The organism is Candidatus Caccoplasma merdavium (assembly GCA_018715595.1).
GTDB lineage: Bacteria > Bacteroidota > Bacteroidia > Bacteroidales > UBA11471 > Caccoplasma > Caccoplasma merdavium.
This window is the reverse complement of the sequence record DVLI01000017.1, coordinates 61,241-74,728: the sequence shown is the minus strand read 5'-3', so window position 1 is coordinate 74,728 and position 13,488 is coordinate 61,241. Positions and strand designations below refer to the sequence as shown.

At 52.7% G+C, this 13,488-nt stretch carries 6 protein-coding genes; 1 reads left to right on the top strand and 5 read right to left on the bottom strand.

Annotated features, from left to right (window positions below; all coding sequences use genetic code 11):
- The first annotated feature begins 276 nt into the window (after nucleotides 1-276).
- On the top strand, nucleotides 277-714 hold the full coding sequence (locus IAD09_05150; protein ID HIT81607.1) for a GtrA family protein: 438 nt from the start codon (nucleotides 277-279) through the stop codon (nucleotides 712-714).
- Nucleotides 715-744: 30 nt separating this feature from the next.
- On the opposite strand, the gene IAD09_05145 is transcribed toward IAD09_05150, so the two are convergent.
- From IAD09_05145 to IAD09_05125, 5 genes are all read right to left on the bottom strand, one after another.
- Entirely contained in the window at nucleotides 745-1,596 is an 852-nt protein-coding gene (locus IAD09_05145) for a protein phosphatase 2C domain-containing protein (GenBank protein ID HIT81606.1), read from the bottom strand.
- A 138-nt stretch (nucleotides 1,597-1,734) separates the two neighbouring features.
- Nucleotides 1,735-4,578 (bottom strand): insulinase family protein, encoded by a 2,844-nt coding sequence (locus IAD09_05140; GenBank protein ID HIT81605.1) that lies wholly within the window; start codon nucleotides 4,576-4,578, stop codon nucleotides 1,735-1,737.
- 170 nt (nucleotides 4,579-4,748) lie between these two features.
- Nucleotides 4,749-8,462 carry a DUF4450 domain-containing protein gene (locus IAD09_05135; protein HIT81604.1) on the bottom strand — a complete coding sequence of 1,238 codons (3,714 nt, stop codon included), beginning with the start codon at nucleotides 8,460-8,462 and terminating at the stop codon, nucleotides 4,749-4,751.
- 99 nt (nucleotides 8,463-8,561) lie between these two features.
- On the bottom strand, nucleotides 8,562-10,325 hold the full coding sequence (locus IAD09_05130) for a hypothetical protein (GenBank protein ID HIT81603.1): 1,764 nt from the start codon (nucleotides 10,323-10,325) through the stop codon (nucleotides 8,562-8,564).
- Nucleotides 10,326-10,346: 21 nt separating this feature from the next.
- Entirely contained in the window at nucleotides 10,347-13,478 is a 3,132-nt protein-coding gene (locus IAD09_05125; protein ID HIT81602.1) for a SusC/RagA family TonB-linked outer membrane protein, read from the bottom strand.
- Between the last annotated feature and the right edge of the window lie 10 nt (nucleotides 13,479-13,488).

Sequence of the window (13,488 nt, the reverse complement as noted above, 5' to 3'; positions counted from 1 at the left end):
CTGCAATGAGTGAATGCCGACACTTCATGCAACCGCAGGCAGGCTCTGCCGCGGCTATTATCAAATGAACGCCGTCGGTCTGACCAACCAGTCATCACCCGGCAATAGGGATTCCTGTGCCCTCTTGCACTCAAAAAAAACGGGCTGTTGCAGTTATAAAACAGAAATTGTTTCGGACAGGCTCAAAACCTGCAAAAAAATATGTATAAACTATCGTACAAGAAAGTCATTTTATCGTTTATTATACCTATCTTTGTCGAAATGTTTCAAAACATTATGTCAGAGAGTGCGCCAAGGACAAAAAAAGAAGTGGTTCGTTTCTGCATCACAGGAACCATCGTTACAGCCATCTTATATGGTATATATTATGCCATGCTGTATCTCGATTTCAGTGTCGACCTCTCCTTCACCACGGGCTTTATCGTGAGTTTCGCCTGCAACTTTTTCCTAACCAACTACTACACGTTCAAGACGAGAGTCGATTTTGAGAACGGCATTCGTTTCTCGCTCTGCCAGGCAATCAATTTTCTCATGCAGTATGTCACGCTGAAAATTTTCGTGGCCATAGGCATTCCCGAAAAAGTAGCCCTTGTTCCCGTTTGGGCCATCATCTTTCCCATCAACTTCTGGCTCATGCGCACCGTATTGCGGTCGGACCGTTTCCGTATGCACCTGCACAAATCGGCCGAGGAAGAAAGCGCCGAGACGATGTAAACATACGGTTCTCCCTTTTCCTCTTCCCCATTAGACATCAGCCGCAGGCTCCCCGGAGACAAAGAGTCGCAAATAGGCACGGTCGTCGAACGAACATTGCTGCGCCCCCTTCCCCTTGGTCGACTTGTAACGACGAAAGCAGAAAGGGTCTTCGCGCAAGATGTCGTCGAGGTAACGTTCGGCCTCGGAGAGCGTCGGCAACGGAAGCGGATAGCCATCGGTCGCCAAGACCAGCGACGTGACCGCCGGGACCTGATAGCAACGCACATCGGGAGCGTAAGGCGGGTATCCGTCGATGACGCCATAAGCCTCATCGTGCGAAGGATTGTTCTGCGCCCGGAGTTGACGGCGCAAATCGTCGGCAATCGCCATTCGCCCCACATCGTGCACGAGAAGGGCATCGAGTTCTCCCCCACGGGCAAGATAACATTCGATGGCCGATGCCCGTTTCCCGGCCAATCTCACATCGACCGATTTTTCATGCGAGTAAATTTCCGCTCCAACGCTCACCCGACAGTCTCCCACCGACCACACCTCTCGGCGCGCATCGCTATACACGGCAACCGATGCAGCCAACCGATACTCGGGCTCGGAAATCGTCTTTTGCAGGATTTGGCGGCTACGGTAAAACGACAGGAGACAGGCGTTGGCCCGGTCGACAAACTGCGACAGGGTTGCTTCGCGAGGCAACGATGCCACTACGCCGGAGAGCAATTCTGCGGCCCAACGCCCGGTTGTCTTGCCATCGAAGGCAAGCGGGGCCTTGCTGGTCGCGCCGTCGATGACCGCCGCAAAATCGGGGGTCACGACCAGAGCATCTTCACAGCGAGATGCATCGCCATATTTTCCCTCGACTCGACTTTCTATTACCGTAAATGCCATACCAAGACTCTATCAAAAATAAGACGGTGTATATCGGCTCACTCTTCGTGATTTCCAAAGATAGGATTTTTGGGGAGAAATAAAAAGGGAAGCAAAAACAGATTTTGCTTCCCTTTGCTCATCGCAGGTGATGTACGGTTATTTCACATCAGCTTTCTCTTGGGAAACGCCATAGCGAATCACCTTCATCATATTTTTCGAGGAAACGACCTTCTTGGCCATCTTCTGAACGTCTTTGGGCGTAACGGAGTTCAAGGTTTTGAGATAGTCGGTATAGAAATCGTCGTCATACATGTAATAATTGATCAGCGTCGTAGCCCAGTATTTGTTCTCCTTGATGCCGCTTTCATACTCTTTCAGCATATAGGACTTGATGTTGTCGAATATTTCGAGTGAAGGGCCTTCGTCGGCCACTTTCTTCAACTCGACGATGGTGCGGTCGGCCAGCGAAGCCGCCTGCTCGGGGTTGGTATCGAAGCCTATCAAATAGGAGAATCCGCTTTGAGGCATGCGGGTAATGCTGCCCGATGTCGAAACGCCATAGGTTCCGCCCTCCTCTTCACGAATGGTCTCGGTGTAGACGGTACGCATTACCTGCGACAACATCGACATGACAATGGCATTTTTGAGGTTGTATTTTTCTTTTCCCGAATAGGTGATGTAAACCATGGTCTTGGGCGTCTCCATCGGCTGGTCGAAGATCGACTCGCGATAGCCGGTACGCTGTTTGGGCATCACCTTGGTGTTGGCCTTTTCATGTTTGCCCGTCGAAGGCAGAGCCCCGATATATTGCTCGATGAGCGGTTTGGCGGCCTCCTTGTCGATGTTGCCGACAAAGATGAATACGAAGTCGGCGGCATTGTTCACACGCTCGGTATAGAGTTCGAGAGCCCGCTGATAATCGACTTTGTCGAGATCGGCCTGCGTAAAGCGACGAGCACGCTCGTGGTTGCCATAGGTAAGATAGGTAACGGTATCGGAGATGGGGCGCATGGGGTCGGACTCGGAAAGTTTGAGAGAGTTGGCCATGCGGTCTTTCCAGACAATGTAACGGGCACTGTCGACACGGGTGGTCGTAAACCGCAAATAGGTCAACTTCAACATGGTCTCAAAATCTTTTATGGTACTGCTGCCGGCAACCGTCTCGGTATAGGTCGACACGTTGGCCGAGACACTGGCCTGAATACCGCTGAGTTGCTTGGAAAGCTCCATCGTGCTGAAATCGCCCATACCGCCCAGGGAAACAAGAGAATTCATGACATAATAATTGGGACGGTCTTTTATGTCGAAGAGGGTCGTGCCACCATGGCTGACGGCATACATCTTTATCTCATCGGCTTTGAAATCGGTCGTCTTGATAACCACCTTTGCCCCATTGGAGAGGTCATACTCGGTCGCATCGAAGAGTTTATTTTCTTTGGTCTTCACAATGCGGCCTTTCTCAGGCATTGAAGAGATGAGTTCACGTTGCTCGTGCTCATCCTTGTAAGGCTCGGTTTCTGCTTTGCAATCTTCGAAGAAAGCATTCAGGAGTTCCTCTTCGGAGGGAATGACGCTGTTCTCGTTTTCATCGCTCATGAGCACGATGGAGAGATTTTTGAAATCGGACGGGAAAAAGCTGCGGAAAGTCGTATCGACATCTTGCAGGGAGATACCGGGAAGCAGGCTTCCGTAAAGTTCATAGGCATACTCTTCTGAGAATTGGGGTTCTTGCTGCAAGAAGTGGGCAAGCGCCTTGTCGACAAAAGCGGAGTTTTTCTGTGTGGCACGTTCGTTATACGATTTACTCATATAGGATTGCATCTCGGCTACGGCACGGTCGAGTTCCGACTGGGTGAATCCGTGTTCATAAGCCTGCTTGGCCATACCTACTACCCCATCGAGAGCCTGACGCCATTGCGCGGTCTTGAAGATGGCGATGAGCGTATAAGCCTTGCGGGTGGGGGAATAGTAATAGTCACCAAAAGAGCCGCCGGCCAAGATGAACGGCGGGTTTTCGAGTTGCGCCAGTTCGCTGCAACGGGTGCTGATCATCATGGAAATGAGAGAGCGGACCAAATCTTGACGGGCTCCTTCGACGGTCATCTTATTGGCATCGACACCCTCGGGTTGCTTGAAGGCGATGCGCAGGGTGTTGGTAAGAGATTCCTTGTCCGAAACGACCGAAACGATGGGCTGGTCATTGTCGGGCACTTGCACATATTCTCTCTTGGCGGCATTCACCGGAGCGGGAACATCTTTCCACAACTCTTTGATTTTGGTCTCTACCTTGTCGACATCGATGTCTCCCACAACAATAATACCTTGCAAATCGGGACGGTACCACTTGTGATAGTAGTCACGAATAGCCTGGTAAGGGAAATTATCGACCACCTCCATCAAACCGATGGGCATGCGATAGGCATAACGGTTGCTGTCGGGGTAGATGGCCGGCAATACGGCTTCGAGCATACGCAAATTGGCAGAACTTCTCGTGCGCCACTCTTCGTGAATGACCTTGCGTTCGGCATCGATTTCATCGTCTTCGAGCAGAATTCCCGATGCCCAGTCGTGCAGAATGAGCAAGCAGGAATCGACCAACCCTTCGCGTGCGGGTACATCAGAGATGTTGTAGACCGTCTCGTCGATAGAGGTATAGGCATTGAGGTTGGCGCCGAACTTCACGCCATTGTTTTCGAGATAGTTGATGATATTTTTCCCGGGGAAATGGGTCGTACCGTTAAAGGCCATGTGTTCGAGGAAGTGGGCCAAGCCGCGCTGGTGCTCCTCTTCGAGAATAGAACCTACACGCTGCGCGATGTAAAACTCAACCCGGTTCTCGGGCAGTTCGTTATGGCAGATATAGTAAGTAAGACCATTGTCGAGCTTTCCCATACGGATAGCCGGGTCAAGGGTTTCTTTGAGCGGTTGCTGGGCCGAGAGCACGGCAGGAGCCAGCAGAACAGCTGCAAAGAAGAGCTTTTTCATGAAATTCTTCATCATATCGGTTTATTTTTAATGGTTTGTCTTTTCGTATCTCGTTTATAAAAAACACTCAAAAAGAGGAAGATACGAGAGATAAATCTCTGTATGCTCCCTCTTTTTGTGCTCAAAGATACGAATATCGCATTAAATTTAACAGTGCATCACGATAAGAGTTGTTAAAAAAACGATTATCGTTCGAGCGTAACAGCCATGAGCCCTATCACCACTTCGGTCGACACGGCCGAGAGCGTCAGGCTTTGCAACGTGCGGGTGGCATCGAGCGGCAAATCGAGTATCACGGCAGCTCCACCGGGAATGTTACGGCCATCGGCTCCCCGGAATTTGAGGAGAGACTCCACATCGCGGGTAATGATTCCGCTCTTCAAGAGGACGCGGTAGGGACGCGGTGCTTGGAGACGGAACGCCTGGCCGTCGACATAGAAGTCCTGGTCGATGGGGCACCAGGTCTCGGGATTGATGAGCGGTAGGGTCGACGTCGTACCGTCGGTATAAGTAACCGTTACCAGCCCGTTGGTCATGTGGCACTGCATGTGGTTGGTCGAACCGGCCATGAGCAGGTAGGCCCGGGAGGCTTTTCCCGAAAGGGGCACGCTTACCGAGTCGGGATAATTGTCCCAACGCGTGGTAAAGATGATATTGCGGGCCGTCGTGTCTTGTTTCACACGGAAAGGAACACCCATCGGGGTATCGAGCACATCGCCCGAGGCGACACGGCACAATCCGCTGTCATCGATTTCGGCAAAGGCTTTTGGGTGACACCACTCACCGATACCTTGTGCCGGTACTTGCAACGTCGTGTAGGGTGAACGCGGCGACAAGTAGCGGTTTTCGAAAATATCGGTCACCCGGGCGTTCATACTACTGTCGAGGTCGACCGTCTCATAACGCAACGTGTGGGAATTTTTCACCTCCCAGTTGATGCAGTTGAAACGGGCCATCTCCTGATTTTTAGCATCGTAGGCTATCAGGGTGTTGCTGCCCGGTTCGGCGCACGAGGCCGGGACAAGTACCTCGGCCGACACGCCGTGGGCAGGGATTTCGACCACCTGCTCATACTCATGACGTCCGGGATTGACAAGGCATCTCAGCGCGAGAGGTTTATCGGTGTGGTTGGCCAAGGCGAAAGAGAGGGCATATCCCTCGGTCGTCGAAGAAGCCAGCGTCACCGGCTGTGTCACGGTAACGGGAACCGGTTGCCACCACGCCATATCTCCCTGAACCAATTTGAGGAAAAGGGTGCGTTCGCCCAAATTCTCACGGATAACGGCCGAAAGGGAATGAGCCTCCCAGCGGGTTTGGGAAAGGAGCTTCTGCTCATCACGCACCTCCATGAGCCGTGCGCTCAATGGCAAGGAGAGTTTCCATCGCGAGCCAACGACAGCCAAGGTGTCATACTCGGGCTGAGACAGGGGCTTGCCGGCCCAGACGATTTCGATTTTATTCGACGGTGCCGGTTGGGCAACAATCTCGATTTGAGGCACACCCACACTGTTCTCTTTCAGCGACCAGGAGGTTTTCTTGCCGTTGACCTTCACCGACGCGATTTTATCGCGTCGAGCCTTTATTTGCAAAGACAATGTGGCAGGACGCTCGAAGCGGAGTTGTACTTTATAGGTATCCTTGTTGCCTTTTCGTTTGAAGTCATAGGTAATATCGGAGGTCTCGAACGAAGCCGATTCCCATTCCGAGGGGAATCCGGGACGCAACACGACCCGATCGTTCATCATGTCGGGGAGGATTCCGAAAAGACCTTGCACAAGAGCCCGCGATGCGACACCCACCGGGTCGCCGAAGTCACGGTAACACTCTCCGCGAGCCGCATCATAGGTACTTATCTGACCGAAGTTTCCGGGACTGCCGCCGAGATACATGCCGTCGAGAATCGAACTCTTGAAGAGATGGAAGGCTTCGTCGCTGCGACCGCTCTGCCAGTAAGCCAAAGCGGTGTGCATCACCTCGGCAAAAGCCACATTGTTGATCGACCACACATAGGGCAACCAGGTTGTCGTGGCTATCGTCGCATAATCGTCCCGGTCGAGACCCTCGGCGATAACCGGGACATGAGGAATCTCGGTATCGACATAACGGGTGGCCTGCCACGACTGGAAGTCGTCATGAATCTCAGAGTCGATGGCATGGTACACCGTCCAGATGGCAGCATCGGGGTGCACCCGCTTCAATCCCATGAAATCCTTGTACTCGGCCCAATGCCCCTTGTCGGCAAGCCACAGGTTGTTGTTGATGGCTTGGAGTATCTTCTCGGCTTCCTGGCGATAAGGAGCAGGGTCCTCTCCTATCTTTTCGGCAATCTCGGCAGCCATTTTATTGGCGCGGTAATTGTAGGCCGACGAATGGGTGACACCGCCGCTGTTGTATTGGAGCGCGTCGCTGGCCCATATACAGCAATAGGCATCATAGAGGCCGTCGTCGTCGGGGTCGAAATTACGTTTCTCCCAAGCGAGATGAGCCGTCAACACCGGCCACATGCGACGCACATAGTCCATGTCGCCCGTCCAGTTGAAGTGCCACAGGAGTTCGTCGATGTAGCAAAGGTTCATGTCATAATGGTGCATGACGTTCTTGCGGTTGGGATAGCGGGAGATGTAACCGTTGCTATACATGGGGGTTCCCCACTTCTTCAACGAACGGGCCAAGTTGAGGGCACTGTCTTGTGCCGGGTGCGGCAAGACCGGCTCTACATCGGTCACTTGCGAAGCCGCATACCCGTCGAAGTGTTCACGGGCGCGGTCATGACGACCGATGGCATCGCCCGTATAAGCGGCGCGCCAACCGTTGAGCGGCATGCGCCAACCAATGGCGCCATGCATCCACACCTTGTATGACGAATCCCAAATACCGTCGGCGGCCAGGCTCAATGCCGGCCCAAGGGTGTTGAAATAGGGGTCGGGGGTGGTTATTTTCACCGTCGAAGCGACTTCGGCACGGCTCTTGTCGGCACGGTCGTAACATGCCGCCAAGTCGTCATAGCTCCATGACGAAGGTGCGGTCTCGGGATTGTATATCGCTATGTAGGCCGGTTTCTTGCCCAAGGCAACGGTTCCCGACACGACGGGATATTTATCGGAAGCAGGAGCTTGCCGCAATGCCAGCGGAGTGGTGCGAGCCGTGGCATCGCCCACCAACTGAGAGGCTCCGTCGGGGACAAGTGCCGTAAGGTGACACACCGGATTCTTGCCGGTCTCGGGATTCTTGCCGGCCAGGAACTCCTGTATCGTCTCGCGCGAGGTTCCATACCAAATATCGAATCCGTCTTGACGCAGGCGGTAGACGTTATTGGTGCAATAGTCGGCTTTGAGGTCGAAACAATCGGGTGCATCGACTCCCATGTCGCCTTCGCGGCTGAACCGTTTGTTGGTGGCTCCGCCATAGAGCCAGACGAGTTGGGTTCCCGACGGGAGCTTGCGGCCTTCGACTTGGAGCATCATACCGTCGGCCTCATACAGGGCCAACGCCGTAATCACGAGCGAACCATTTTCCAAAAGCGGGTCGGTAATGGTGTAGATGCGACGTCCCGCACTGTAACGAGCCTCGATGCGCTCGGCGTTGTTGAGCCACAGGCTTTTCTCGCCTACGATAACTCCGAGAGAGAGGTTTCCGCCCATGCGGGGCATGTAAAGGGCAAACTCGGGCACGTCGCTTGTTTCGAGGCGGAAGCCGGTATTGGAACCATACAGTGCCCGCGTAAACTTGCGATTGCCGTTGACGATGACAAAATCTTCCCCGTCGGGCTGATAACGCAACGTGCGGCTTTGGCCGGGAGCGGTGCGCTTCGAGTCGGAAGAAGTGAAGAGCTGTGCCTGAGCGGGAACAAGGCAGGCAGCAGCCAACAGCGCCGAAAAGAATAAACGAGATATACGCATAATGTAAAAAAAAGTTTATTGGGATTTCAAAAAAACACAAGTGACCGAAGCAGGAAGATACTTGCTTCGGTCACTGTACTCAGATGATGACAACCGGCATCAGTTACCTTTCAAGTCATACCCGACGAACCAACCGTCTTCACTGGCCAAGGCACCGGCCGCAGCGGCACGGCCGCCGGCCATCCAATCGATGAAGAAGTCATCGTGTGCTCCGGCATAAGAACGTTTGATGCGGTGCATCGTGAACATGACGTGGCCTTCACCCGAAAGCTCGAAGAAATTCTCTTCGGCGATGAGCGAATCGAGTTTCCAGCACTGCTGTTCGGGAGTATAGAGATAATCGTTGGTCAACTCGTCTTTCACCAAAATGCTGTCGCCCACATAGAGCATGTCGACACGCCCGCGCACGCCGCGGTTGATGTATTGCGACGCACTATTTTCGTGGGTGCCGCCCCGGTAGAGGTTGGCCAAATAAGGAGATGCCGTACTGCCCTTACCGAATATGTCATAGAGTATATCGAAGCAAGAATCTTCGGCATACGCACCGGTCGAGGCGTTCCAATAAGAACCTATACCGCCATTGATGAGGGCCAAGGCGGCCTCGATAAGGGCATGGCGTTGAGTTTCATCGGTCGTGAAACGAGCTACGCCCGACAATGCTTCGCAAAGCATGAGATGCAAGTTAGACGCACGGTAAATGGCGATAATGGTTTCGGACGTTTGCGACGAACCGTTAATCCATTTTGTCAGGACATATTGCCCGGGAGTTGCCTCTGAAAAGGTTCTTCCACTTCCGCGGTTATCGCGGTACTGCTGGTCGCTGTTGGCGATGTAGGTGGTGTCGAAACGGGCTCTGGCATCATCGGTAGGCATGACATAATAACTGTATGGAGCAACGTTCGAAGCATAATCTTCGAGGCGGTTCGACTCACCTACACGAGGATTGTACGAAGCCATCGTTACATCTTCCCAACGATAATAAGTATGTATGGCATTCTTGAAGTTTGAGCCATAAGCACCACGCAAGCTCAACAGATAGTTCTCTGCGCCCGAGGTGTAACCACCGTTGGTGATTTCGGTCATGGCGTTGATGGCGGCCTGCTTGTAATCATTGGGATTGGGCGACAACGCAGCTTTCCACAAATAGAGCTCGGCCAAGAGGGTATAGGGCGTGAACTGGTAACGGTCATAACGCATCAGACCTTCTTCTTCACCGGTTGTGGAGGGGAAAAGGAATGTTCTCCAACGGGTCATCTGCATACCGTCAACGCCGTACATGCCGGTAGTCATCAGCTGCATGCATTTCTCGATGATTTGTTCGAAGTTGAGCGTCGGATAGTTCTTTATATCCTGGTACTCTTTCAAGGGGTCGTCGAAATAGACGGCCTCACCGTAGATTTTGCCCAGCATCAAGTAGGCCCACACCTTGTAACGGATAGCGGTGGAGATATACATGTCGAAAGAAACGCCATACATCTCCTCGAAGTTGAGGGCGGTGGGGTTTTCCTGACGGAATGCATTGACATGAGCCACATAATCGTTGACATTCATGATGATGCGGTAATAACCGGCAGGGTCGACAAGAGAATTGCCGTTGAGGTCGCGGTATTCGTAAATATCCCACAACTCGGTACCGGCATTCGAGGTAGGCTGCGCCAAATTGCCGCGGAGCGCCTCGATAATCAAAGCCTGGTCGGCCACATCGGCTACCGTTGAGGCACAGCCCCACAAACCGGCGTAAAGCTCGGATATGGTCTGGGGATATGTGCTTTCGTCGAGCACGTCGGTGGTATCGTCGGTACACGACACCAAAAGGAGCGAGGCGACAATAGCAGCTGTAAATTTGTTGATGATATTTTTCATAATCTTAAATTCACTTAGAGGTTAGAATTCGAGCTTAACACCGACTTTGAATGAACGCGGCAGCGAAATCTTTCCATAGTCGAATCCGCGCATCGATGAGTCGTAGGAATAATAAGTTTCGGGGTCGAGACCCAGATACTTGGTAAAGGTGCAAACATTCTCGGCCGAAGCAAAGATGGTGGTACCTCTCAAGAAATTGAATTTGTAGCTTACATAGATTTCTTTGAGTTTGAGGTAGGAGGCATCTTCAATCCAACGGTCGGAGAAGCGGTTGTTTTCCATCGGGTCGCCATAGGTGGCGCGAGGCATGGTCGTCACGTCACCGTTGCTTTGCCAGCGGCGGTTGGTCGAAGAGAGCTGGTTGCCATAGTCGCTCATGCTCTCGCCGATGCGGCGCACGGCATTGTAGGCCATGTTGCCCTGGCTGTAACCGAAGTTCACCGAGAGTTCAAAGTTTTTGTACCGCAACGTGGTGTAGATGTTACCGAAAATTTTGGGATCGGCGCTACCCAGGTTCACACGGTCTTTCTCGTCGATGATACCATTGCCGTCCTGGTCGACAAAGTGCATGTCGCCGGCACCGAAGGCAACACCTGCCGGAGTGGTGAGGTTGGCGGCAGCGGCTTCTTCATCGGTGGCGAATACGCCGGCGGTCTCATAACCGTAGAAACTGTACAAAGGCTGGCCTACTTCGGAAATGATGGCGGAGCCGTCGCTCATCTCGGTGATGATGCTGGCATTGCCGTCAAGTGAGGTAAGGCGGTTCTTGTTATGGGCAAGAGTTGCGCCGATGTACCATTGGAAGTTCTTGGTATAAACGGGAGCAAACTGGAATCCTACTTCAACGCCTTCGTTTTTCAGCGTACCGATGTTGTCATACATCGAACTGGTTCCGAATACAGAGGAGATGCCACGCAACATGATCACGTCGCTGGTTTTGCCATTGTAGTAATCGATCGAAGCGTCGATGCGGTTGTTCCACATGGAGAAATCGACTCCCACGTCAAACGTACGGTCGGTTTCCCATTTGAGGTCGGTATTGGCGATACCGGCACGCACGAGACCCGAGAGGGCACGGAAAGACGATTGCGAATAGGCATATTTGCTGAGGCTCGACGAGAAACGGCTGTTACCGGTGGTCACATACTCGGCACGGAGGGTCAACTGGTTGATGAAGTCGACGTCACGCACGCCGGGAGCATTCTTGGCATAGAATGCGGCATTGACCGAGGGGAACACCGCCATGGCCGGGGCATCGCTGCCGAACGACGAGGCATAGTCCGACGCCAAGGTCACACCCACACCTACCAAGTGGTTGTAGGTATAGTTGAGGTTGGCGTTGATATTCACCCAGTTGAACTTGTCGATGTAACCCGATACGACACGACCCACATTCGAACTGGAATTACCGAGCAGGTAATAGTAGTCGTTGGCCGAGTTGATACCTTGTGCATAATCATACTCGGAACTGTTGATGGCCGACTGGACACCGAGCGAACCCTTAAGGTTGTGCATGCCCGAGAATGTCTGGTCATAACCGGCACGGGCGGCGAAATAGAAGTTACGCAACTCGGTTTCACCATCGCGAGAGGTATTCTCGGCCAGACCGTTTTGCAAGGGCATGATGCTTTGCTCGGTCACACCGGGGATAAACACCGACTCGTTTTTCTTGTAATAGTAAAGGCCGGCCGTCACACCGAGAGTCCAATGGTCTTTGATTTTGCCATTGAGGCCGAAGAGCGCCTGCACGTCATAGATGGTGTTTTTGGCACGCACGTTGTCGACGAGCGAGAGGGGGTTCGAGACGGCATTGTTGGTAACCACAAGGCCGGTATCGTTGCGCACGGGAGCGTATTCGGGCAGCATCTTGCCGTCGTCATCGATTTGATAAGGCGAAAGCATGGGAGCTTTGCGCAGGGCGGCAAGGAGCGGATTGGTTTCGCGCGAAAGACCCTGCTCCTGCAAGTTGCTGTTGATATAGGCCAACGAGAGCGAAGAGGTGAAGACAAGGTTACGGCTCAGGTTGATATCGGAATTCAAACGAGCGTAATAACGGTTGTAGTCGGTATTTTTCACCTGACCCTCCTTACGTTTGTAACCTACCGAAAGGTCATATTTGGCAATAGCGTCACCACCTTTGATTTTCAAGGTATTGTCGGTAACGAAGCCCGGCGAATAAATCTCGTCCTGCCAATCGGTGTCGTTGGTATAAAGATGAGGATTGACATAGACCGAGGGGTCTTGCGAGAGGTAGGGGAAATCTACGAGCAAATCGTCCATGTCTTCATAAGACCCGTCGGTGAGGCCAAGTGCCGATACATAATTTTTATAGTCCTTGACATTGAGTGTGGGGAGTTTCGACTGGTTGAGGTCCACGCCATACTGGCCGATGAATTCCACCTGGGTCTCGAGGTCGATGGCTCGTTCGGTCTCGATGGCGATGACACCGTTGGCAGCCAAAGAGCCATACTGGGCGGCATCAGCACCTTTAAGAACCGAAACGCTGGCAATATCCTGCGCATTGAGCGCACTGAACAAACTGGTCGAATATCCGTTCACGACACCCGAGGCATCGAGGCTGCCGAAGTAGGGCTGGCCGTTGAGCACGATAAGAGGCATGCCGGTGGCATTTGCCGTGCGGTTACCGCGGATTTGGAAATAAGAACCTTCGCCGGGCATACCGCTCTTTTCAGCGACATAAAGACCGGGGATATTGACGAATGTTTTCTCTACGTCGACCGTAGAAGCCGTGAAGTCCTTGCTTTGACGCGAGTAGGTATTCGTGTTTTTGTCCTGGCCGGGAGTTACGGCATTGGGCGTGAGCACATAATCGGTGTAACCGTATTTGTCCTCGGGAATGAGGATAACCGAGAAAGAGGTACGCCCGTTCACGGGAATCACCTTGGTGTAATAACCGGGATACCAAACATTCAATTCTCCTTTAAGGCTTGAAAGCTCGGCCTTAAACGTACCGTTGGCATCGGTCGTGACCGATTGTCCCAAATTAGTAGCCGAAACAACGGCTCCTTCGATGGGAGACCCGTCATAGGGGTCTACCACCGTACCTGTGATTGTGTAAGTGCGCTGAGCGACTGCGGGCAGCGACACCGCGGCAATCAACAGGAGCAGAAATATGTTTCTAAGTTTTTTCATATCGTATTGT